This window comes from Luteolibacter flavescens, assembly GCF_025950085.1.
GTDB classification, from domain to species: domain Bacteria; phylum Verrucomicrobiota; class Verrucomicrobiia; order Verrucomicrobiales; family Akkermansiaceae; genus Haloferula; species Haloferula flavescens.
On the sequence record NZ_JAPDDS010000002.1, the window covers coordinates 161,761 to 184,626 of the forward strand.

The 22,866-nt window shown below is 64.6% G+C and carries 20 protein-coding genes; 10 read left to right on the top strand and 10 right to left on the bottom strand.

Going from position 1 to position 22,866, the window contains the following annotated elements; translation table 11 throughout:
• Nucleotides 1–97 precede the first annotated feature (97 nt).
• Genes OKA04_RS04115 through OKA04_RS04125 form a run of 3 tightly spaced genes read right to left on the bottom strand, consistent with a single transcriptional unit; the run spans nucleotide 98 to nucleotide 3,668 of the window.
• Nucleotides 98–1,714, bottom strand: a complete 1,617-nt coding sequence (locus OKA04_RS04115; RefSeq protein WP_264499860.1) for an FtsX-like permease family protein — start codon at nucleotides 1,712–1,714, stop codon at nucleotides 98–100.
• Between the two features lie 49 nt (nucleotides 1,715–1,763).
• The gene (locus OKA04_RS04120) at nucleotides 1,764–2,648 is read right to left on the bottom strand and encodes a hypothetical protein (RefSeq protein WP_264499861.1); all 885 of its coding nucleotides are present in this window, start codon (nucleotides 2,646–2,648) and stop codon (nucleotides 1,764–1,766) included.
• A 15-nt stretch (nucleotides 2,649–2,663) separates the two neighbouring features.
• Nucleotides 2,664–3,668, bottom strand: a complete 1,005-nt coding sequence (locus tag OKA04_RS04125) for a GYF domain-containing protein (RefSeq protein WP_264499862.1) — start codon at nucleotides 3,666–3,668, stop codon at nucleotides 2,664–2,666.
• Nucleotides 3,669–3,856: 188 nt separating this feature from the next.
• Here OKA04_RS04125 and OKA04_RS04130 point away from each other — a divergent pair, with 188 nt between their 5' ends.
• Nucleotides 3,857–4,552: a hypothetical protein gene (locus OKA04_RS04130; RefSeq protein ID WP_264499863.1), complete on the top strand. Its 696-nt coding sequence runs from the start codon at nucleotides 3,857–3,859 to the stop codon at nucleotides 4,550–4,552.
• A 113-nt stretch (nucleotides 4,553–4,665) separates the two neighbouring features.
• Here the strand turns inward: OKA04_RS04130 and lpdA are convergent, their stop codons facing one another.
• Nucleotides 4,666–6,048, bottom strand: coding sequence for a dihydrolipoyl dehydrogenase (gene lpdA, locus OKA04_RS04135; protein WP_264499864.1), 1,383 nt, complete (start codon nucleotides 6,046–6,048; stop codon nucleotides 4,666–4,668).
• 93 nt (nucleotides 6,049–6,141) lie between these two features.
• On the opposite strand from lpdA, the gene OKA04_RS04140 reads away from it, so the two are divergent.
• Nucleotides 6,142–6,561 carry a hypothetical protein gene (locus tag OKA04_RS04140; protein WP_264499865.1) on the top strand — a complete coding sequence of 140 codons (420 nt, stop codon included), beginning with the start codon at nucleotides 6,142–6,144 and terminating at the stop codon, nucleotides 6,559–6,561.
• Nucleotides 6,562–6,583: 22 nt separating this feature from the next.
• Here OKA04_RS04140 and OKA04_RS04145 read toward each other — a convergent pair whose 3' ends face one another.
• Nucleotides 6,584–7,471 (bottom strand): hypothetical protein, encoded by an 888-nt coding sequence (locus tag OKA04_RS04145; RefSeq protein ID WP_264499866.1) that lies wholly within the window; start codon nucleotides 7,469–7,471, stop codon nucleotides 6,584–6,586.
• 79 nt (nucleotides 7,472–7,550) lie between these two features.
• The gene (locus tag OKA04_RS04150; protein ID WP_264499867.1) at nucleotides 7,551–9,491 is read right to left on the bottom strand and encodes a DUF4394 domain-containing protein; all 1,941 of its coding nucleotides are present in this window, start codon (nucleotides 9,489–9,491) and stop codon (nucleotides 7,551–7,553) included.
• A 168-nt stretch (nucleotides 9,492–9,659) separates the two neighbouring features.
• Between OKA04_RS04150 and ispG the strand changes: the two genes are divergently transcribed.
• The 3 genes from ispG to OKA04_RS04165 are packed head-to-tail and all read left to right on the top strand — an operon-like array spanning nucleotide 9,660 to nucleotide 12,219.
• Nucleotides 9,660–11,450: a (E)-4-hydroxy-3-methylbut-2-enyl-diphosphate synthase gene (gene ispG / locus OKA04_RS04155; protein ID WP_264499868.1), complete on the top strand. Its 1,791-nt coding sequence runs from the start codon at nucleotides 9,660–9,662 to the stop codon at nucleotides 11,448–11,450.
• Nucleotides 11,451–11,488: 38 nt separating this feature from the next.
• A complete protein-coding gene (gene clpS, locus OKA04_RS04160) occupies nucleotides 11,489–11,764 on the top strand; it encodes an ATP-dependent Clp protease adapter ClpS (RefSeq protein ID WP_264499869.1) in 276 nt (91 codons plus the stop codon).
• Nucleotides 11,761–12,219 (top strand): DUF2017 family protein, encoded by a 459-nt coding sequence (locus tag OKA04_RS04165; RefSeq protein ID WP_264499870.1) that lies wholly within the window; start codon nucleotides 11,761–11,763, stop codon nucleotides 12,217–12,219. Before clpS ends, OKA04_RS04165 begins: the two co-directional genes overlap by 4 nt.
• Before the next feature lie 10 nt (nucleotides 12,220–12,229).
• On the opposite strand, the gene OKA04_RS04170 is transcribed toward OKA04_RS04165, so the two are convergent.
• The 3 genes from OKA04_RS04170 to OKA04_RS04180 all read right to left on the bottom strand — a co-directional run bounded on the left by OKA04_RS04170 (nucleotide 12,230) and on the right by OKA04_RS04180 (nucleotide 15,004).
• Entirely contained in the window at nucleotides 12,230–13,159 is a 930-nt protein-coding gene (locus OKA04_RS04170; protein ID WP_264499871.1) for a glycosyltransferase family 9 protein, read from the bottom strand.
• 43 nt (nucleotides 13,160–13,202) lie between these two features.
• The gene (locus tag OKA04_RS04175) at nucleotides 13,203–14,285 is read right to left on the bottom strand and encodes a hypothetical protein (protein WP_264499872.1); all 1,083 of its coding nucleotides are present in this window, start codon (nucleotides 14,283–14,285) and stop codon (nucleotides 13,203–13,205) included.
• A gap of 260 nt (nucleotides 14,286–14,545) precedes the next feature.
• Nucleotides 14,546–15,004 carry a DOMON domain-containing protein gene (locus OKA04_RS04180; RefSeq protein WP_264499873.1) on the bottom strand — a complete coding sequence of 153 codons (459 nt, stop codon included), beginning with the start codon at nucleotides 15,002–15,004 and terminating at the stop codon, nucleotides 14,546–14,548.
• A gap of 259 nt (nucleotides 15,005–15,263) precedes the next feature.
• On the opposite strand from OKA04_RS04180, the gene OKA04_RS04185 reads away from it, so the two are divergent.
• The 4 genes from OKA04_RS04185 to alaS all read left to right on the top strand — a co-directional run bounded on the left by OKA04_RS04185 (nucleotide 15,264) and on the right by alaS (nucleotide 21,273).
• Nucleotides 15,264–16,061, top strand: coding sequence for a DUF1287 domain-containing protein (locus tag OKA04_RS04185; RefSeq protein ID WP_264499874.1), 798 nt, complete (start codon nucleotides 15,264–15,266; stop codon nucleotides 16,059–16,061).
• Between the two features lie 43 nt (nucleotides 16,062–16,104).
• The gene (locus OKA04_RS04190; RefSeq protein ID WP_264499875.1) at nucleotides 16,105–16,941 is read left to right on the top strand and encodes a sialate O-acetylesterase; all 837 of its coding nucleotides are present in this window, start codon (nucleotides 16,105–16,107) and stop codon (nucleotides 16,939–16,941) included.
• Between the two features lie 45 nt (nucleotides 16,942–16,986).
• Nucleotides 16,987–18,216, top strand: a complete 1,230-nt coding sequence (locus OKA04_RS04195) for a hypothetical protein (RefSeq protein WP_264499876.1) — start codon at nucleotides 16,987–16,989, stop codon at nucleotides 18,214–18,216.
• Between the two features lie 93 nt (nucleotides 18,217–18,309).
• Nucleotides 18,310–21,273 (top strand): alanine--tRNA ligase, encoded by a 2,964-nt coding sequence (alaS, locus tag OKA04_RS04200; RefSeq protein ID WP_264499877.1) that lies wholly within the window; start codon nucleotides 18,310–18,312, stop codon nucleotides 21,271–21,273.
• 449 nt (nucleotides 21,274–21,722) lie between these two features.
• Here alaS and pyrE read toward each other — a convergent pair whose 3' ends face one another.
• Nucleotides 21,723–22,289, bottom strand: a complete 567-nt coding sequence (gene pyrE, locus OKA04_RS04205; RefSeq protein ID WP_264499878.1) for an orotate phosphoribosyltransferase — start codon at nucleotides 22,287–22,289, stop codon at nucleotides 21,723–21,725.
• A gap of 221 nt (nucleotides 22,290–22,510) precedes the next feature.
• Between pyrE and OKA04_RS04210 the strand changes: the two genes are divergently transcribed.
• Nucleotides 22,511–22,849 carry a hypothetical protein gene (locus OKA04_RS04210; protein ID WP_264499879.1) on the top strand — a complete coding sequence of 113 codons (339 nt, stop codon included), beginning with the start codon at nucleotides 22,511–22,513 and terminating at the stop codon, nucleotides 22,847–22,849.
• Nucleotides 22,850–22,866: the final 17 nt, after the last annotated feature.

Sequence of the window (22,866 nt, forward strand, 5' to 3'; positions counted from 1 at the left end):
CTATAAAACCGGCACCGGTTTCGAGGCGGTGTCGTAGTTAGATGATATCGGCTTGTAAGGGTATGACCTGACAAGCGTGCCGGACATACAAGTCGTGTCAGAGATTCCGCAATGACTTCGCCGCATCGCTGCGTGCCGCGAAGAAGGCAGGCACGAAGGCAGCGAACGAGCAGAGCAGGAACGATGAGATCGCCACCACGACGATCTCCTCCGGCTTGATCTGTGCGGGCAGCACGTCGAAGCCGAGGAAGGCACTGGAGAAGGGATCGAAGCCGAAATGCCGCAGGACCTCCTGCAGGTTGCCGCGGAAGCGGATGACCAGCAGCCCGAGGCCGCTGCCGAGCAGCGCGCCGACGAAGCCGAGGATCATGCCCTGATGAACGAACACCCGCACGATCTGTCCGGGCGCGGCACCCAGTGCCTTCATCACGCCGATCTCGCGGCGCTTCTGGATCGTGACGGTGAACATGACCGCCATCATCGAGAAGGCCGACACGAGGATGATGAAGGAGAGCGCGAAGTACATCATCATGCGCTGCTGCGCGATGAGCCGCGAGAAGTCACCCAGCTCCTCAGTCCACGTGATGCCACGCCAACCGGGGGGCAAGGCATTCACCAATGTCTGCGCCACTTGGTTCGCGTGATACGGATCGTGAAGGCGCACCGAGATGCCCTGCACCGCGCCCTTCATGCCCGCGAGCTCCTGGGCCAGCGGCAGCGGCATGAAGATGTCCGGCGTGAGAGCCATCTGCGATGCCTGATAGACGCCGATGACGGTCGCCTCCTTTGGCAGCACCAGTTCCTTGATGCCTTTCAGGATGGCAGCGTCCATTTCCTCGACGTTCGTCTCATCGAGCTCGGCGAGGATTGCCAGCATCTGTGCCTGAGTATCGGCGGCGAAGAGCAGTCCGCCTTCCGCTTCGCCGGCCTCGTCCATCATCTTCAGCACTCGCCCGATGATCTCCTTCTCGGGATCGCGCACGTCCTGCCGGTAGATCTCCTCGTAGAGCGGGATGTAGAGCGCATCCACGGCGTCATCCGCGAGGAAGAGTTGTTCGCCGCGCTTTTCCCACGGCTTGGCCAGCATCTCTTTTGCATTCGCGAGCAGCGGAGCGAATTCCTCGCGCAGCGGCGGGCGCGAGGTGATGTCATAGACGTGCTTCACCTGCTCGAAATTCCGCGCGGAGTAGAGGCTCATCTTGCCGCCGACTCCGATGTCGAATTGCTTCGCGATGATCGACGAGATCACGATGCGGTCGTCGAGTCCCATGTCGGCGCTGCTGCCCGGGTGCTCGGTCTGATCCAGCATGGCGGTGATGCCCTCGACCTGCGAGGTATCGTCGGTATCCACGCCGCGGAAGAAGGCCGGGCGCTGGCGCGAGTCCACATCGACCAGCGCGTAGTCCTGCATGAAGGCGGTGGCGCCCTGGACGCCCTCCACTTTCTTCACCGCCTCGGCGGTCTCGCGCCACTGCTCCAGCGGCTCGCGAAAGCCGCCGAAGGGCATGTACTCCAGCCGCACGTGCGGCGTGAAGCCGAGGAAGCGCTCCTTCACTTCCTTCTCCAGGCCTGCCATCACCGACATGACCACCACCAGCACCAGCACGCCGAGCAGCACGCCGGTCACGGAGATGAGCGTGACGGCGGAAAGCATGGCCCGGCGCGGATTGAGGTAGCGCCAGGCAAGCATCAGGCTGAAGGAACGTCGGGCCATGCGCTTGCCTAGCCGCGATACCCCTGCCGGGCAAGGAAGGCGTGCCGCCTTATTCTGCGCCGCGCCGGTAGCGGACCACCGGGGACTTCGCCCCCTCGGAGACGACGAAGATGGCCGAGCCATCCCGCGCGAAGCAGACCGACTCCGCCTGCCGCAGGCGATGCGGGACGAGCGGCATTGGCGGGCGCGCGAAGGCCGCCTCCCAGGTCTCGCCCTCGCCGCGGGGGAAAAGGAAGACTCGGAAGTACGTCACCACCGCCGCCGACCTCCCGTCCGCGCTGACGGCGAGCCCGGTCGGCTGCGTGCCAAAGGGAATCGGCGGCATCCCCGCGGAGAGCTTTTCCGTGATCTTTCCCACCTTCCGCGCGACCTGCGGGTCCTTGCCCGCGGGCTTCAGCGGCAGCTCGTAGAGGTAGGGCGGCGAGGTCCGCTTGCTGAGCAGCAGGATCTTCCCGGCCTTTTCATCCACCGCCACCGCCTCGCAATCCCGCGGCCCGTCCTCGTAGGTGAAGGTGATGGTCCAGGCGACCTGCGCTTCCTTGTCCGCCTCCTTCGGCTCGGCGACGATGTGGAGCCGGCATTGCGAGCGCTTGGAGATATTGTCCCCCGTATCCGCGATGAGCAGGTAGGGCTTTCCCTGATGGGTGAAGGACGAGAGGTCTTCCCAATCCACGTTCTTCACGCCTTTCACCGCCACCTTCCCGAGGTCGGCGCCGTCCGGGTCCGTGCGGTGCAGGTCCGCGGTGCCGCCGCTGTCATTGAGGATCCACATCCGGTCCGCCCGCGTCGGGGAGATCGCCAGGCCGCTGGCCTCCGTCACCCCGGGTGACTTGAGCGATGCCTGCGGCTTCTCGCGGAGGTAGGGCGGCGGGGCGTCCTTCGCCTGCGCGGCCGTCGCCGCGATCAGGGAGAGGAGGGCAAGGGCCGGACGCATGGGAACCGCGCGACCTTACCGGTGTCCGGGGATGCTTGCACGCCCGTATTGCAGCCAGCGGTAGGACACGTAGGACGCCAGATAGACGATGGGCAGCGCGGCGAAGAGACCCACCAGCAGCGCCAGCACCCCGGCCAGGACGATGAGCATGCTCACGATCGCGAGACCGAAGAGACTGAGGAGATTCCCCTGGGTGATCCGGGCGCTGTATTTCAGCGAATCCATCACCCCGAGATCCTTGTCCACGATGGCCGCCTGATATTGCCCGAAGCGCAGGGCCAGGTAGATGCCCGGGAAAATCAGCAGGATCAACCCAAGGGCCACCATGGAGTAGTAGAGAATGGCTGCGAGGACGCCCGTGACCAGCTTTCGCCCCTCGCCGAAGAGCATGCCGATCTCCGCGGGCTTTTCCGAAACCAGATTCAGCCCGATGCGGGTGAGGCCAAGGCCGAGGAAGATATCGAAGATGTGGCTGACGCAATTGGCCACAAAGATATACCCCTTCATGGCAGCCGAAGGCGTGTAGATCTGATGATCGCTCGTGCCTGCCTCCTGTAGAATAATCGGCAACTCGGTCAGGACGCCGAAACCGGCGCTGAGGGCACCGTAGATCAGGCCGACGGCGATCAGCATGCCGAAGTGCCGCTTCGTCAGGTCCCACGCGCGGGAAATGCAGAAGCCGATGTCGAGCGGCTGGCTGCCGGGCACGATTTCACCGGCCTCGGGCAATGTTGACTGCGGTTCATTCCAGGAAGCCGTTGGCGGCCGGTAGGGATTGAAAGCATCCGGAGCGCTCCCGGATACAGCGGCAGCCGGTGTCAGCGAGGCCGGGGTTTCCTCGTGGGCAGGATGCGCAGGTGCCAATTCCGGGACCTCGCCCGCTGGCTTCCAGTCCACCATGCCCTCGCGCCAGACCAGATCCCCCGGGCTGATGGAGCCCGTACCGAACAAGCGGACGATCTCATCGGTGGAAACCGGGCCATGCTGTTGGCCATCCTTTGCATAGTACCAGGCGCTCATGCTTCCGCGCTCCTAACAGAATACCCCGACGCGGGCAAATGCAGATCTTCGAGTCATCTTCCCTCGCCCCCCGCCCGATGCCCCGGAGCCGGTACCGCCCGGCGGATGGAGCACCAATGCCGTCACTTGGATTGGCTCGACAGCGCGGGGTCTCCGGGGGTTTCTCTTATGTGAACCCTCTGAAACCCATGAGAAAACTCATCCTTGCACTCGCCCTCCTTGCTTGTGTCCCCGCGCACGGTGAGGGGAAGTCGAAGTACGGCGAATATAAGACGACCGCGGAAGCCTGGGACAAGGCCGAGGCCGTGGATTGGCCGCGGGTCACGAAGGAACTCGGCGGCTACCTCACGAGCGTCATCGCCCACTTCAGCGCAGCCCATCCCGACGAGCCGATCTACGGGATCGTCATCGAGAGCGGCGAGAACTGGGATCTCTCGGTCTATCTCAATACCGAGAAGGGCTACGTCGATGGCGTGGCGGCATTCCGGAAAAACAGCACGGGCTTGGAGGACAAGACCGACGAGGAGGTCCGCAAGATCATGGGCCGCTGGCACTTCAACGCGTGGAAGTATCCGAGCTACCATCTGAAATGCCCGCCCGACACGAACCGGCTGAATGAGATCCACTACGAGGTCTTCGACGCGCTCTTCGAGCAGGAGTGGGAGAGCAAGAAGGCGGACCCGAATGCCCCGGGCGTGGCGGACCCCTTCAGATTCGCCGCTGCCGAGGCCATCGCCATGCTGGAGCAGAGTCCCGAGCTGAAGGCGCTCAAGAAGACCGACGACTTCAAGCTCCGCTACTTCGACGGCGACTCGCTGGAGTGGGGCACGGAGAAGCTGATGGAAAAGGCACGCGAGAAGGTGAAGAAGCAGCCGGAAAAGTAGCGCCTGCTCCCGGGAGCTTTCTATCCTCCGACAAAAGGAAAAAGCCGCCCCGGTTTTCCGGGACGGCTTTTGGGTAAGATGGTCTCTGGAGGCAGCGGGCCGCCTCGCAGGGATCAGAAGTGGATGGCGTGGCCGTCCGCGGCGAGGGTGGCCTCGTGGATCACCTCGCTCATGGTCGGGTGAGCGTGGATGGTGGAGTGGATCTCCTCGGCGGTGAGTTCCTGGTCAAGCGCCAGGCCCATCTCGGCGATGAGCTCGGTGGCATTCTCACCGATGATGTGCGCGCCGAGCAGCTCGCCGTGCTTCTTGCCGTAGAGGAGCTTTGCAAAGCCGTCCGGCTCGCCGGAGGCGATGGCCTTGCCGATGGCGACGAAGGGGATCTTGCCGACCTTGTACTCGATGCCTTCTTCCTTCAGCGCGCGCTCGGTCTTGCCGACGGAGGCGATCTGTGGGTGGCAGTAGGTGCAGCCGGGGAAATTCGTCACCTTCCGCGGGGTGTGGCCGTCCACATAGAGGCCCTCGACGCACTGGATGGCCTCGAAGGACGCGGTGTGCGCGAGCAGCGGCGGGCCGCTGACGTCACCGATGGCGTAGACGCCCGGGATGGAGGTCTCGTAGCGATCGCCGGTCTTCACGAAGCCGCGCTCGGTGAGCTCCGGCTGCTGGCCGCCGGGAAGCACCGGCTGCACGCCGATGGCGACGAGCACGACGTCCGCGGAAAGGACGCCGTTTTCCTTCGCGCCCTCGACCGTGACCTCGACATGGCTGCCCTTGTCCTCGGTCTTGGTGATCTTGTGATTCGAGAGGCAGCGGATGCCCTGCTTGGTGAAGGACTTCTCGAGCGCGTCGCCCACTTCGTCGTCTTCCACCGGCACGAGGCGCGGGGCCATTTCGACGAGGGTCACCTTCGTGCCGAAGGAATTGTAGATGTAGGCGAATTCCACGCCGATGGCGCCTGCGCCGATGATGATCATGCTCTTCGGCTGCTTCTCGAGGACCATGGCCTCCTTCGAGCCGATGACCGTGGTGCCATTGTACGGCAGCGGCGGCAGCGGGCGGGACTTCGCACCGGTGGCGATGATGATGTCCTTCGAATCGACCGTGGACTTCGTGCCATCGGCGGCGGTGACTTCCACCTTGCCCGGGGCGGTGATGGCACCGAGGCCGCGGACGTAGTCGATCTTGTTCTTCTTGAAGAGGAACTCGATGCCGCCGGCGAGCTTGTTCGAGACATTCCGCGAGCGGCCCACCACGGCGGACCAGTCGTACTGGAGATTGTCGAAGGAGAAGCCGAACTCCTTCGCACGGTGGGAAAGCGTGTGGTACAGCTCGGCGTTCTTGAGCAGGGCCTTGGTCGGGATGCAGCCCCAGTTCAGGCAGGTGCCGCCGGCGCGGTCAGCCTCGACGCAGGCTACTTTTTTGCCGAGTTGGGCGGCGCGGATGGCGGCGACGTAGCCGGCCGGGCCGCCACCGATGACGATAAGATCGTAGGCCATGGTGGGAGTGCGTGATGCGGTAGGAATTCGCGCGGAGGGTGGTCGGGGGTTCCCGGATTGTCAAAGGGGAAGGTCCGGGGCAATTTCCGCAGGGTGAAAGGCCTGATCCGCCCTTGGTATCGTTCCCGGCTGTTTTGGCTCGGGGTGCCGGGGTTCTTGTTCCTCATGTGGGCTTGGACCGACTCGAATGTGCGAGTCACCCAGTTCAACTGCGAGGGCCGTGAGGCGGCCTGCGTCATCCAGAGTCGGAGCGGAGCGATCAACTTCGACGCCCAGAATGGCGATTGGGGAGAAATGAGCTTCAGCTCACATTCAGAACCATTGGACGGGATGGAAGAGCGCTGGTTCCCGGCAGCGTTCTCCCCGGAAACCAAGGACGACGATCCATTCGATCCGGTGAACCAACCCGCCGAAGTCGCCTATTGGGCTATCGTCTTGGGCTATATGATGCTCTGGGGTGCGACTGTCGCGGTTTGGCAGCGACGGAAGCAACGACTGGCCCCCAAGCCATAACGACAGGGCCAAAGAGCCCCCGTCACTTCCCGATATCCCACGCCGTCAGCCACTCGGTGCCGGTCTTTTCCCAACCGGCTGCCAGCAGCTTCTTCTCCATGTCGGGGAAATGGGCGGCCCCGTAGAAGATCCCGAGCTTCGTCTTCCCCGCCTGCACCTCGCGGTCAAGGACTTGCAGGCACTTGGCATTCCGGTCGGTGATGATGACGCTGTCCCCGGCGATGGCGGCGATCTGATCGTCCCCTGCCCCGAGGCTGTGGACCAGCTCGCGCTTCAGGCCGTTCTTGTCACGGCGGACCAGCGAGGTGAGCAGCTTCAGCGTGCTGGGCTCCTTCACCGGCTTCGCATTCTCCTGCAGCCCGGCCTTCAGCACGAAACCGAGCAGGGATTCCTTCCGCTCCGCCTGCAGCGCGGTGAATTCCTCCACGGACAGGTCGGCGTGGACGAAGTTCGCCTTCCGGTAATCGATTTCCTGCATCTGGTAGCTCAGCCCCAGCCAATTCGCGCCGGACCGGTAGGCTCCGTGCAGGCCGTCCAGCTTTCCTGGCTTTTTCTCCGCAGGAGCGGCCTCTGCGGCAGGCGGCGGCTCGGGCGCGACCTCCTCACCGGCAGCGGGTGGCGGCGGAGGCGAGCCGATTCCTTCGAAAAGCAGCGCATCATACCCGGTGAAGCGGGTATTGAGATCCTCGTAGTATTTCTTGTCCGCGATGTGGACGGCTCCGACCAGCTCCACCGTCGCGCCGTCCTTCGTGTAGCGGGTCACGGAGGTCTGGAGCCGCGTGGCGGTCTCCCCCTCCTCCACCCGGATGAATTCCGGTGCCTCCGCCGCGGCCTCCACGACCACGGCAGCGGGCTCGGCGCGGAGCCCGGTGAAAAGGCAGGTGGCGAGGAGGAACAGGCGCTTTTTCATGATCGCGGGGCAGGATACGCCATTTAGCGAAGCGTCAAAGCCGCATCGTCCGGGAAAAATGCCGCGCCCCGGGGATGCCTCAGGGATTCACCGCCCGCCAGAAGCGCCTCGCCTCGCCTTGGTAGAGCGGCACGGGAACCGTGGTCACAGTGCCGTTCGCGGTGATCTTGTAGGCGTAGGGTTTCCAGTTCAGCAGGTCCACCGAGGTCTCGATCCGGTAGGCGGTGCCCGGGATGGATGGCCAGGACATCGGCGCATGCCCGGCACCGTTCTCGCTCGCCACGACCAGGCTGGAAAGCGATCCACCGAGGGCGATCGCGCCTTTGTGGATGGCCTGCCCGGTGGAGAGATCGATCTGATAGAGCCGCGTCACCCCCTCCACCCTCAGCGCCGCCCACCCGTGGCCCCGGGAAGGAGTGCCTGCCAGCCCACTCGTCCCGCCCTCGGCGGTGATGTCGAAGCCACTGGCCGCCGTGAAATTCAGCTCCGTGGCGCCGACCCTCAGCACCTTTTGCTCAAGCTGGCTTCCTGAGTTCGGCGGATGCTGGATCCACATCGAGTTCCCCAGCGGGTCGAGATTGTAGAGCGTCGTCTGGCCGGAGGGATTGTTGTAGGAATTGGTGTAGGCCAGCGAAGTCCCGTGGGTGGTGCCGCCGCTGAGGATCCCGTCGGGATTGGTCCCCGTGATCGCTCCCGCCAGGCCGAGATTGCCGTCGCTGGGCGCACCGTTGCTCGGGTTGATCCGGAAATTCAGGCCGGAATAGGTGACCACCCTCGCCCGGTCCGTCACGGGATCGATATCGAATCCGTAGCCGGTCGAGGCGGCCGGAAAATCCACGGACGTGAAGCCATCCGAGCCGACGTAGGCGACCTGCCCGCGCGCGCCCACCGGCTTCAGTTCCCCGGTCTTGGGGTCCACATTGTAGAGGGTGCCCGTATTGGCGGCGTCATTCACCGCGAAGCCGAGGAGCTGGCCATTGGACGGGCGGAAGTCGATGCCCACCAGCGTCTCGCCGGCCGCGAGATTCTGGGTGCCGATGGATTGTGCGACCTCGAGCGACGGGCTGGTGGTCCTGAAGCGGATCAGGGTCGTGCCGTCCTCGCTGAGACCGATCGCGGCCGGGATCTGGGTGCGGATGGCCAGGCTGCGCGGGTTATATCCTGTGAGCTCGCCCATGAAGCTGATGCTGCCGGTGCCCAGATTCACCCGGTAGAGATTTGTGAAGCCCAGGCCGTTGGACAAGATCGCGTACGCCTGACCGGAGGCGGGTGCATTGTTCATCGGCGCATTCACCCCCGGGGCGATGTCAAAGCCCCGGACGGCACTGATCCCGAGGGGAAGGGACACACTCACCGGGACGGTCTGGGTGCCGTCATTGGGGATATTCTGGATGTAGATCCGGTCCGTGGCGGAGGAGAAGGTGTAAAGGGTGGTGACGGTCGCGAGCGGATCGTTGTTCGTGTAGGCGGCACCGTCCACCGAGGTGGTGCCTCCGTTGATCGGACCGTCCGGATTCATTCCATTGTCCGAAGTGAAGTTCCCGTCGACGTAGTTTCCCGTGTTCGGGTTCATCCGGAAATTCAGCCCGGCACTGTTGACGACTCGCAGGCGGTCCGCCGCGGGATGGAAGTCGATGTCGTAGCGCTCCGCAGCGGTCGCCACCTGCCCTCCGGAGATCGGATCGACCAGCGGCTCCTGTGGCGTGCCGACCAGCGAGGCGATGCCGCTCTCCGGGCTGATCATGTAGAGCGTCAGGACCCCGGTGACGGAATTCCGCGCCAGCCCGTAGAGCTGCTGGTTCATCGGGCGGACGTCGATGGCCACAAGCGAGTCGTTTGTCGCGAGCCCCGTGATCGCCATCGGCGGGCTGGGACTCGTCACCGCGGTGTCGCAAAAGGATACCAAGCGGTTGTCATCCGTGAGGACGTAGAAGGCCATTCCTCGCGCCCCAAGGGTCGCACCGGATGAAAGCGGGGTGAAGCCTGCGAGGGAGAGGAGAACGAGCGGGAGAAGTCTCATTTCTCCGGAGAGTGAATAGAGTCCGTTGATAATCAATCTTTTCGCCGGGGGACCCCCCTGATTCCGAGGGTGCTTTTCGCACTACAGGGAGGTCGCGGAAGGAATGAGGAAACTGCCTGCTCCGCACCGACATTGCCGATCTCCCGATCCTCGTGTATCTCCCGCGCGATGAGCGACCACGCGCTGCTGCGATACTGCCCCGACCTGCTGGCCTACAACCGGCGGAAGACCCGCGAAGTGACCGTCGGGAAGATCGGCATCGGCGGGGGAAATCCCATCCGCGTGCAGTCGATGATCACCTCCGACACGCGCGACACGCCCGGCTGCGTGGCCGAGGTGCTGCAACTCGCCGAGGCGGGCTGCGAGATCGTCCGCATCACCGCGCAGACGAAGATTTACGCCGCGAACCTGGAAAACATCGTCCGCGAGGTCCGCGCCGCCGGCTGCGATGTCCCGCTGGTGGCGGACATCCATTTCAAGCCGGACGCCGCGCTGGAAGCCGCCAAGTGGGTGGAGAAGGTGCGCGTGAATCCCGGCAACTACGCGGACAAGAAGAAATTCGAGATCCGTGAGTACAGCGACGAGCAGTATGCCGAGGAGCTGGAGCGCATCCGCGAGGAATTCGCCCCGCTGGTGGACCTCTGCAAGTCGCTCGGCCGCGCCATGCGCATCGGCACGAACCATGGCTCGCTCTCCGACCGCATCATGAACCGCTACGGTGACTCGCCGCTGGGCATGGTGGAGAGCGCGCTGGAATTCGCCCGCATCGCGCGGGAGATGGACTATCACAATTTCGTCTTCTCGATGAAGGCGTCGAATCCGAAGGTGATGATCGAGGCATATCGCCTGCTCGTCGCCCGTCTGGGCCAGGAAGGCGCGGACTGGAACTACCCCATCCACCTCGGCGTGACCGAGGCCGGCGATGGCGAGGACGGCCGCATCAAGAGCGCCATCGGCATCGGCTCGCTGCTCGCGGACGGCATCGGCGACACCATCCGCGTCTCGCTCACGGAAGACCCCGTCTTCGAAGTGCCCGTGGCACAGGCGCTAGCAGCGCCCTTCCAGGAAAAGGCCGACCAACCCCCTGCCCCGGCGCTCGTCGCCTCCTACGATCCCTTCTCCTACGAGCGTCGCAAGACGGACGTGCTGGAGATCATGGGCCACAAGCTCGGCGGCGAGAATACCGTCCGCGTCTTCACCTCGCAGGAGAAGTGGAATGCCGTGGCCCACAAGATCGCGAAGATGGGCGACTTCAAGCCGGAGATCATCGTGGAAAAGAGCGGCGTGACCGAGATCGACCCGCGGGACGAAGCCGCGCTGTCCGAGCTGAATCACGCACCGTCCGCGAAGCTGGTCACGGTGAAGGACGGCATCGACCTCGATGTCATCCCGGCCTTCCGCATGCTCGCCTTCCGCCTGGATGCACGGCATCCGATCCTGCTGAAAGACACCCTTTCCCCCGCCACAGGAGAGAGCGGGGACTTCGTGCAGACCCTCCTCGTGGGAGCCCGCCACCTCGGCTCGCTGCTGTGCGATGGCATCGGGGATGCGGTGCTGGTGCAGGGCGAGCCCGCGCCGGGCCAGTCGCTGCGGCTTTCCTACAATATCCTGCAGGCGGCGGGCACGCGCATCTTCAAGACCGACTATGTCGCCTGCCCGAGCTGCGGACGCACGCTCTTCAACCTGCAGAGCACGACGCAGAAGATCCGCGCCTCGACCGGCCACCTGAAGGGTGTGCGCATCGCGGTGATGGGCTGCATCGTGAACGGCCCCGGCGAGATGGCCGATGCCGACTTCGGCTACGTGGGCGGCGCCCCGGGCAAGATCAATCTCTACGTGGGCAAGCAGCCGGTGAAATTCAACATCCCGGAAGACGAAGCGGTGGAACGCCTGATCGACCTGATCCGCGAGCACGGCAAGTGGATCGACGCGCCCACGGGCGAACCTGTGGAGGTCTGATCCGACCCACCAAGCCCCCCCACCCTGATCCGACCGCCATGTCCGACACGCTCACCGAGCTACGCGAGGATGTCTCCCTCGATCAGCCATGGAACGTGGTGGTGCATGACGACCCGGTGAACCTGATGGAGTACGTCACCTGGGTCTTCATGAAGGTGCTGGGCTGCCCGGAGAACCGTGCGACGAAGCTGATGATGGAGGTGCACACGCGCGGCCGCTCCATCGTGTGGTCCGGCGAACGGGAGAAGGCCGAGTTTTACACCCAGCAGCTCCAGGCGCATCAACTGAAGACCTCGCTGGAGAAGAACGAATGAAAGCCGCTCCCACGCTCGAAGGCGGACTGCGCATCGACCTCGAATCGCCGATCGATTGGATGGTCCTGCGCTGCATCCCCCACGACGCACGCGGCACGGCGATACCGCTGGCCGACCGGATGGGCGGGCTGATGGACTCCGACCCCCAGGCGGAAGACTGGCGGGAATTCGTGGTGCCGGAGCTGCACGAGACCTTCGACTCCCAGCTCACCGCCGTGGAGCAAGCGCTGGAAAACGCGGGCGCGGACGATGGTGCCTCCGAACTCTTCATCAAGCGCGAGGAAGGCGAGCTGTGGTATGGCGCGCTGAACCAGGCCCGGATGGCATTGGAGGAGCGCTACCAATTCCTGACCACGGAGCCGGAGTCCATGACGCCCGGCACACGCTCCGCCTACGTCCGTCTGAGCTGGTATCAGAATCTGCAGTACATGCTGCTCCGCTTCGTGATGCGGTAGCCGGTGCGGATCAGGGGAGCACGCGGAGGACTTCCTCCACGTCCAGGTCATGCTGGCAGCGCAGGTCCATGCGGCACTTCGGCGCATGGCAGGGCGAGCACTCCACCTTTCGCCGCACGGTGACGTGCTGCCGGCCGAGCGGGCGCATCCACTCCGGCTCGCCGGGGCCGAAAAGTACGACGCACGCCGTACCCACGTGGGCGGCCAGGTGGGAGACGCTGCCATCCGCCGCCACGCAGAGCGAGCAGGAGGCGAGATCCTCCAGCGCGGGAGTGGCCAGCGTGACCGCCTCGGCCTCGGGGATCGCCTTCGCGAGGGCCGCGCCCTTCGTGCCGTTGGCGATGCGGAGCTGCCGGCCCTTTCCGAGCAGTGCCTTTGCCACCGCCTCCCAGCGGTCCAGCGGCCACTCGTAGTGCGGGCCGAAGTCCGAGTCCGGCACCAGCAGCACGCGCTCCACGGCCAGCGGGACGTCCATCTGCAGCGGGGCAAAATTCTCCGCCATCATGGGCTCCGCACCGAGAGCGGAGGCGAGATTCAGGTAAAATCGCACGCGGTGCGTCACCGGCCCCGCGGGATTGTCGAGGGCTACCGGCTCGGTGAGTCGCTTGGCCAGGGACTTGATATCCGGGCCGATCCGCCGCGGGATGCCCGCCTTCGCAAAACCGTCGGCAGCCGGACCGGCCTCCCACAGCAGCGCCGTCTGGCGGCCTTTCACGATGCCTGCGATATCGCGCGCCGAAGCCCGGTCCCCGTGGCAATTCCCGTCGAAGCCGGTCACCTGCCAGAAGCCGACCTGCCGCTCCGGGCACAGGATCTCCACCTCCACGCCCATCCGCTGGATTGCGCGCAAGGCCGGCACCGAGAGGCAGGCCTCGCGCCACTCCACCGGCGCCGCGATGAGCAGCGAATCACCGGGAGATAGCAAGGGCGTGTCAGGCATGGGGATGAGTTAGAAGGGATTCACCCGCATGGGCAAGCCGGGGTCATTCATTCGACTTGTCCAAGTCTGCCATCAGCTCCCCGGCAAGCTCCGGATCCAGCAAGAGCAGGATCTTGAGCTGCGAAGGATGCAGTGCCTTCGCGAGCCCGAGTACGTCATTCCCATCCGCTGGAAACTTTTGTCCGGTCAGCACGGGGAGCACCTGATTCACGGCGTCGAGGCGACCGGGAAGCCCCGCTTCCTCCCCCTCCCCCAGCTTCAGGACGTCCGCCTGCCAGGGCTCCAGCCTGCACCTCTCCCCGGGTGCCGAACCGGCCAGCCTGAGCCAGTAGGCAGGATCCAGCAGGCCCGTGGCGGGAAACATCAGATCCGCCGGTATCAGGGAGCTATAGATCCGATCCCTCACATAGCTTCGCTCCGGTCCCCCGCCCTCACCATCTGCCATCGCCTTCTCCATCTGGAGGAAATCGCCTTCACTCTCCTTCACGAAGTGGCGGCCGCTCTCCTTCATCTCGCGCTTTTGTTCCGAGGTCAGCCGCAGTGCCTCGGCCAGCGCACCACCATACCAATCCTGCTGGTGAACGGCCCAGAGAAGACCGGCGGCTTTCAGCTTGGCAGCCGGTTCCGTGCCCACCGATTCCGCGAGCAGCTTCTGCGTCCCGGCGACTTCGAAATCGAGCGGTTCCATGATCGCCATCACGATCTCGCTGAAGCTTCCCGGCCCGTCATCCAGCCCCTCATCCCGGAAATCCTCCACGATCCACCGGATCTCCCTCTCGCTCATGCCCTTCTCGCAGCGTGCGGTGTAGTCGGCAACCACGTCCGTGATCTGCTCCCGCGCTTTCCGGCCTTCCGTCTTGCTCGGCTTCGAAAGGCCGGAAGTGGGCACCCGGCTATTCGCACGACTGCCGGGCTGGACCCGCGAGGCGAGCCACACGGCGGCCACGCAGAGGACCAGCGCGAGGATGAAGGAAAAGGAAGCGGACGCCTGGCGCTTCTTGCGCGGAGCTTCCGCCGGTTCGCGGAATTCCTCCAGCAGCTCGTCCAGATCGGGCATCGCGGCGTCTTGCGCGGCGGCATCGGGCCCGGACACGGGCTCAGGCTTTTCCTCCTCGGCATCTGGCACGTCGGACGGACTACGCTTTCCCGCGCGCTACCGCAAGCGATGGCCTGAAACCAAGGACCCGCTGACTCCGTTTTTCAAAGGGGGAACGGTGACAGCGGGTCGTCCTGGGGGACAGCGGGGGGTGACTGAGACCGTTCGGGGGGAGAGACGGTGGGGTGTGGCAAGCGGGTCGTCGGGGGTTCGGCGTCGCTTGTTGGAGACATCATGTCCGATTTTCCCCCTTCCAACATTACGTGATAGCGTGTCCAACGACGAATTCGTCACGCATCGACGAATTTCACCGTCGTGAACCGGTCCGGCCGATGGAAGTCCGGCTCGCCTTCACCGAGGTTCACCGCGCTGAGGAACTGCTGCTCCGGCGAGCCGAGGATGAAGTTCACATTGAGCTTCGTGGAGTTGCCAAAATCCAGCCGCGCCTCCAGCAGGTCGCGCGGGATCGCCATCGCCGCGACCCAGCCACCGTCCGGTGCCAGTTCGGCAAAGGTGGCCACGTCCGGGAAGATGATGTCCGTCTCCTCCGCGCGCTTTCTCGGGGCGGTGAATTCGCAGCTCCACCACGCGGCATTCGGCGAGAGGTTGAACTCGAAATAACGACCGCTGACCGGATCTGTTAGAAAAAGCTCCGCGACGTCATACTTCCACAGCTCCGGCACGAATCTTGCAGGGCGTGCCGCCGGGTGGAGCTTCGCGGGCCTGCCGTGGCTCGCCACGAACCACAAGTTGCGGGGATCTACGGCAACACAAAACGCGGCTTGCGGTGCGACCTCATTCCCATACCAATCCTTCGAAATGCCAAATAGGGGTACATCCAGTTCTCCCCACACCATCGGTTTCGCACAGCGTATGACCGTCATGGCCTTACGCCTAGGGACCGCTCACCCCGCGGTCGAGAGCGGGATTTCCTGAAAAAATTTGCTGATATCGGGGGAAATAGGTGGCATTCCCATGCCGGTTTCGGTTTACTTTTCTTAAAAGATCATGGCTCGTCGTCGGCCCAACAACCAATTCGGAACCATCGAGTACATCGGACCGCGTCCGCAGGCAAAGAAGCCTCAGCGGAAACCGGCGAATTTCCTCGGTGGCTGGGTGGTGCTCATGATTGCCGGCTTCGCGGCCTGGCACTTCGGCAAGCCGCTGGTACCGCTGCTCCGCGCACAGCAATCCGTGGCCTCCATCGAGGCGGCGGACGTGCTGATCGGCGAGCTGGCTCCCTCGCTGGAATTTGGCGAGCGCCTCGCCTCCGCCGCCCTGCAGCGGACGAAGATGCCGAGCGCCTACGACACGGACTACTACGCGATTTCCTACCCCGGCGGCGACCTGCCCCTGACCTCGGAAGGCCAATGGCGCGGCAAGGCGGAAGACCTCATCGTCCGCAGCTACCGGAACCTCGGCATCGACCTGCAGGAACTGGTCCACGAGGACATGGCGAAGAATTTCTCCGTCTATCCGCAGCTCTGGAAGCGCCGCGAGCCCGATCGCAATATCGATCACCGCCTGGTGCAGAATCTCCAGCGCTACTTCAAGCACCAGGGCGCGGAGCTGAAGTCCACCCGCGAGACCGGTGACTACAAGCCGGGCGACGTGGTCGTCTGGATGCTCTCCAGCGGTGAACTCCACTGCGGCGTCGTGGTCCCCGGACCCGGCGAACGCCGCAGCGAGGCCTGGGTGGTGCACGATATCGGCAGCGGCCCGAAGTGGGAAAACGCGCTGACGAACTACCAGCTCTACGGCCACTACCGCTTCACCGGCGTGAAGCACGAGACCGCCGGCAACTGAGCCACGGTGGAGCTTTCTCCTCCTTTCTCTATCCCCGGCCGCCATGGCTGACATGCGCGGCCCCTCGCGATTCCTCCGCCGCTGGGTGAGGGGAGTCCGCCCGCCCGCCGGGCCATGGGCGCTGCCTGCCGATCCCGCGGGCTTCCGCGTCTTCCTGCTGATGGGGCAGTCGAACATGGCGGGCTACGGCGCGATCCATCCGTCCGATCCCTGGCAACCGGGTGACTTTTCCCCCGTGCCGCGCGTGCTGGTGCTGGGCGGCCAATGCTCGGTGAAGTCCCGGCGGCCCCGGGGCTGGATGCGCTGGCAGGCCGCGTCCCACCCTCTGCACCTGAATCAAAGGAGCGCGGGATTCGGCCTCGGGCTGCCCTTCGCCAGCCGCCTGCTGGAAAGCGATCCCTCGCTCGTCATCGGGTTGGTCCCATGCGCGTGGGGTGGGGCGGGGATCGACCAGATCGGCCCGGGCACACCGATCTACGACAATGCCATCACCCGCGCGCGGATGGCCTCGACCCGCGGGACGCTCGCCGGGGTACTGTGGCATCAGGGCGAGACGGACGCGCTGGATGAGACGCTGGCACGATCGCATGCAAGGAAGCTGTCGGACCTGATCGCACGGCTCCGCACGGATCTCGACTCGCCTGATTTGCCCGTCCTGATCGGGGATCTGGCGCACTTCGGAGATGAGAAGCGCGAACCCGCCGCGATCGCCCGGCGGGATGAGGTCCGCACCGGTCTCCGCCGTGTGGCAGCGGAGACTCCCCGCGCCGGCTTCGTGGAAAGCGACGGTCTGCCTGGCGTGGACGGTGTGCATTTCAGCCGCGCCGCCCTGATGGAGTTCGGCCGCCGCTATGCCGAGGGCTACGGGCGGATAGGCTAAACTTCCTCCTCGACCCGCCGCCCGGAATTCACGAAATGATAACTTGTGAATCCCCGGCTCACCGCAGGTCTCGGCGCGGGGCTGCTGCTGCTCGCAGCCGGTCTGGCCATCCTCGTGCCAAAGCCGGCGACGGAGCATGCCTTGACCGCTCCCGAGCCCGGCACCACGAAAAGCCGGGACCGCGGCGCAATCTCCGGGACCGTGGCCCAGCGGACGGAGCGCCTCCGGGCGATCTGGCGCTCGGTCTCCGGCGGCAGGGCCAGCCCGCAGGAAATGGAACTCGCGCTCGACCTGATCCGGACTCTGCCCACCTCGGTGCTGAAGGAGCTGGTGGTGGAGTGCGCCCCGCAGCCGGACGGCCACCCGGACCTGCTGGCTGCCATGGCGAAGAGGATCGGCGACCTGGATACCGAGCGCGGCCTGAAATGGCTGGTCGCCGAGGCCGCGGTCACCGAGGGCATCTATGAGCCGCTCTTCGAGCACGCGCTGGCCGGCTGGTCGGAAGGCGATCCCGTGACCCTGCTCGATGCCTTCCTCGATGACGACAGGGCGCTGGAATACCGCATCCGCCTCCGCGCGACCTCGACCTGGGGCGACGATGGCATCGCGCCGGACATCGTGGCAAAGGCCGCCGGGCAGGACCCCGACGAAGCGTGGCGGCTGCTGGCGAAGTGGCAGCGCCGCTCGCTGGGAGATGACTTTTTCCGCGGCATCGATCCCTCGCTGGCTCCGCACTTCGCGGCGCGGATCAGGGATCTCTTCGACGATCCGCAGATGCCCGGCCTCCAGCATCTGGGCGGGACCCAGGAGGCGTGGGAAGGGGAGCAGCGGGTCCGGCGCTCCGCGGCCACCGCGTGGTTCGCCCTCGATCAGGAAAAGGCGCTCGCGTGGTATGCGCCGGATGCACCTGCGGGGAGCGTGGAGCAGGGGGCATCCGCGGGAGCGCTGGGGTCGCGCCTCTACCTCGAGCAGCCGGAGCGCGCGATGGCCTGGCTGGAAGGGAAGCCGCAGGGATTCCGCGCGGCCGTGGCGGCGGAGCTTTCCTACGACCTGCTGGCCAGTGCCGATGTCCCCGAATCGCGGCTGGGCGAGCTCACCGTGCTTGCCGGCTGGATGGAGGAGGAGCGCGGCAGGCGGCGATGGCTGCGCGATCTCTCCGGCGCGCTGGCGGAGCGAGATCAACTGCACCGGCTGGCAGAAGTGACCGAGACCATCCTCGCGCGGATGAGCCTGACGGAGGAGGAACTGGCGATCCTGGAGCGCCAGCAGCGGTGAAAAGTGGACAATCCCGCCTTGTTCCCGGGCTTGCCTCGCCGCGGCGTTTCGCGCACCGTCCCCGCCCTTTCCGCGTCAACGACTTTCCGACCCATGACCGCAGCCGAGATCCGCCAGAGCTTCCTCGATTTCTTCCGGGAGAAACAGCACACCATCGTGCCCTCCGCCTCGCTGCTGCCGCAGTCGCCCGGCCTGCTCTTCACGAATGCGGGAATGAATCCCTTCGTCCCGTATTTCCTCGGCGTCGAGAAGGCCCCGTATGACCCGCCGCGCGCCGCGGACACGCAGAAGTGCATCCGCGCCGGCGGCAAGCACAACGACCTGGAGGATGTCGGCTACGACACGTATCACCACACCTTCTTCGAGATGCTGGGGAACTGGTCCTTCGGCAACTACTTCAAGAAGGAAGCCATCCAGTGGGCATGGGAGCTGGTCGTGGAGCGCTGGGGCCTGCCCGCCCACCGCCTGCACGCCTCCGTCTATGCGCCGAAGCCGGGCGACCCGGGTGAATTTGACCAGGAGGCCTGGGACCTCTGGGCGGAGCTGTATCGCTCGAAGGGCTGCGACCCCGCCGTGCAGATCGTGAATGGCAACCGGAAGGACAACTTCTGGCAAATGGGCGACACCGGCCCGTGCGGTCCGTGCTCCGAACTCCACGTGAACCTGACACCCGAAGGTGATCCTGAGACGGGACGCCTGCTGGTGAACAACGACTCCGACCTCTGCATCGAGATCTGGAACCTCGTCTTCATCCAATACAACGGCGAGGCCGACGGAACCTTCCGCGAGCTGCCGTCCAAGCACGTCGATACCGGCATGGGCTTCGAGCGCGCGTGCTCGATCATCCAGGGCACGAAGGGCTTCACCGACTTCTCCATCAAGCCGAGCAACTACGCGACGGATGTCTTCCAGCCGATCTTCCGCAAGCTGGAGGAGCTGAGTGGCAAGACCTACTCGAACATCTATCCGGAACTCGGTGCCGACCGCACCGCCTTCACGGACGAGATGAAGGACGCGATCGCCTTCCGCGTGATCGCCGACCACCTGCGCACGCTGAGCTTCTCCATCGCCGACGGCATCATGCCCGGCAACAACGGCCGGAACTACGTGCTGCGCCGGATCTTGCGACGTGCTGTTAGATACGGTCGCCAGCTTGGCTTCTCCGGTGACAAGCCGTTCTTCGGCGCGCTGGTGCAGACACTGGTGAACGAAATGGGCGCTGTTTTCCCCGAACTGAAGAATCGTCAGGATACAGTCCGGGCGACGCTGGAGCAGGAGGAGGCGAGCTTTAACCAGACGCTGGATCGGGGGCTAAAGCGCTTCGAAGATTTTTGCAGGACAGAGATTACTCATAGCCTGTTCTCAGAGGGTGCTGATTTCGTAACCTCCGTTAGCAATCAATACGACTGGCAGGAAAAGGCTCAGAATCTCTCTTTTGAAGATCTTTGCACCCTAGCTAAACAAACTGATTCAACTTGGGACATTAGTCGCGTCAAAAACCTCTATGGACCCTTCGTTTTCGAACTGGAAGATACCTACGGATTTCCTGTTGATTTAACTGCTCTCATTTGTGCTGAGCGAGGACTAGGCATCGATATCTCAGGATATGAGGACTCTAAGCGGAAGCAACAAGAACGCTCTCGAGCCGCACAGAAAACCACAATCGTCCGCGCCCTCGACATCTCGACCGACGCGGTGACCGAGTTCACCGGCTTTGAGGACGACACGGTCGAAGCGACGGTGCTGGAAGTGCATCCGCAGGATGACGCGCTCTTCGTCATCACGGACAAGACCGTCTTCTACGCCGAGATGGGCGGCCAGTCGGGAGATACTGGAACTCTCGTACTTTCCGGCACGGAGATCCCCGTGACCGGCGTGCAGCAGGTCGGCAAGGCCCGCGCCCACGTCATCGCCGCCACCGCGATCTCCGCGGGCGACAAGGTAACGCTGAAGCTCGACTCCGCACGCCGTCGTCCCATCGAGGCGCACCACACCGCGACGCACCTCCTTCACTGGGCGCTGCACGAGGTCGTCTCGAAGGACGCCGCGCAGCAGGGATCGTCCGTCGATGAGAACCGCCTCCGCTTTGACTTCAACAGCGCCGCCGTGACTCCGGAGCAGCTCGCCGCGATGGAGGAGCAGGTGAATGCCCACATCGCCGCGAATGACCCGGTGTCGTGGAAGGAAGTCCCGCACTCCGAGGTGAAGGGCCGCGCGGACGTGATGCAGTTCTTCGGAGACAAGTATGGCGACCTCGTCCGCGTGGTGCAGATCGGCGGCGAGCCCGGCGCGATCAATGGCTACTCGATGGAACTCTGCGGCGGCACGCACGTCCGCAAGACCGGGGAGATCGGCCTCTTCAAGATCAAGAGCGAGGGCGCCATCGCCTCCGGCGTCCGCCGCATCGAGGCCGTCTGCGGTGCCAGCACGCTGGCCTACCTGAAGGAAGCCGCCGCACAACTCGACGCCGATACCAAGGCCGCCGAGGCGAAGCTGCACACGGCGAATGACAAGCTCACGGCCCTCGGCGAGGCGGGCATCCCCGGCAAGGACGCACCGCTGCCGGACGTGGAGTCCTACTACGCCGCCGCGGACATCCGCGGGGTGAATGAGGCATTCGACGCGGCACGCGCCGCGCTGGAAGCGACGAAGGAGGCCGCGATCGAGGCCGAGAAGCGCTTCAAGAAATTGCAAGCCGGCGCCGCCGCCAAGCAGGCGGACGCCGCGCTGGCCGAGCTGATCGCCGCCGGTGGCTCCATCGTCGCGAGCTTCGAAGCGGACGCCTCGCTGCTCCAGGAGCTGCTGAATGGAATGAAGAAGCAGGGCTTCACCGGAGCGGGCTTCGTCATCGTGGATGACGGCGACAAGCTCCACCTCGGTGCCTATTGCGGCGACGCGGCCCAGGCAAACGGCCTCAAGGCCGGTGACCTGCTCCGCGACCTCGCCGCCATCGCCGGCGGCAAGGGCGGTGGCAAGCCCGACCAAGCCCGCGGCGCTGCGCCTGAGCGTGAAAAGCTCGCGGAACTGGAAGCAGCGGCCAAAGCGAAGCTGGCGTAACGACCTGCCTGCGCCTCCAAGCGCAAGTAGCGGAAGGACTGCGTCTTTCCGGCGGGGCGAGGCGCGCACCAGAACGCCACCCGCCTCGCATCTCCAAGGCCGCCTCTACATAGGTGAGGCGGCCTGTTTCACCAAACTTCAAAGCAGCCTCGCCAAACGTGAGGCGACCAATTCACAGAGCTTCAAGCCGCCCCTAACGGAACGACGAAGTCGTCCCGCTACTGCTGGCATACAGGCGCACGTAGCGGAAGGACTGCGTCCTTCCGGCGGGGCGGGGCGCGCAGCAGAACGCCACCCGCCTCACATCTCCAAGGCCGCCTCTAAATAGCGGAGGCGGCCTGTTTTACCAAACTCCAAAGCCACCTCGCCAAACGCGAGGCGACCCTTTCCACAGAGCTTCAAGCCGCCCCTAACGGAACGACGAAGTCGTCCCGCTACTCAACCCCACCTCAACCCAGCAGCGTGCTGCGGGAGTAGAGGGCGATGACTGGCACACCACGCTCCTCGATGGCCTGGCGACCGCCTTCCTCGCGGTCCACCAGCACGAGGGCGAAGGCGACCTTGCCTCCCTCGCGCTCGATGACGTCGATGGCCTTCAGCGTGGAGCCGCCGGTGGTGATCACGTCGTCCACGACGATCACGGTCTGGCCTTCTGCGAAATTTCCCTCGATTTGTTTGCCGCGGCCGTGGCCCTTCGGCTCCTTGCGGACGGTGAAGACCTGCAGCGCTTCCTCCGGATGCTCCACGGCGCTGGCCATGCCCACGGACAGGGAGATGGGGTCCGCGCCGAGGGTCATGCCGCCGATGGAGTCGATATTCAGGTTTTCCTCAGCAATCTTTTTACGAACGGCGGCCCAGCCGAGCTTGCCGATCATGTTCGCGCCAAAGGGATCGAGCGCGGTGACGCGGCAGTCGATGTAGAGGTCGCTCTCCTTGCCGGAGGCGAGGGTGAAGGTGCCGGTGCGGACGGACTTCTTCAGGAGCAGGGCTTTCAGGTCGGCGGCGAGGTCGGACATGGGGAAAGGCAGAGACAGAAGACTCTCAGACGCAAGACTCAAGACTTGAAAGCTCGAGCTGACAGGAGCGTGGACGGAAAGCGTATCCGGCGATGCGAATGGAGAGGGATCCCCGGAACGGGCCGCTGCTCGGAAAAAGGAGGAATGGCTGCCGACCATCCTTCACCGGCGTGTCCCTGAAAGGACCCATTTCAGCGAACTGCCGTCCCCGATAAGATGAGATGAGCGCGTCCGCCCCGTCATTGTCTGAGGAAAAACGCGCCTTCTGGTGGGCTTGCGGCTGGCTTGCAGCCCTTTCGCTGGCCTGGACGGGGCATTTCATTTTCAGCCATATCGTCCACAAGCGAATGGCGGAGTTGCTGGTGATCGCGGATGGCGACTACCTCCCAGAAGTTGATGCCTACTTTTCCGCCACAGATCCGTGGCTCGATGCCTCGCGGGCGGTCGTCATCCTGTTGTCCTCCGGCTTTCTCGTTTGCCTTGCATGGTGGCTTCTCGCCATTCGTCAGCGGCGGAGATTCAGTTCGACGCCGGGAAACAATCCCGGTCAGGTTCGATAGAAATGAGCATCGGGCCT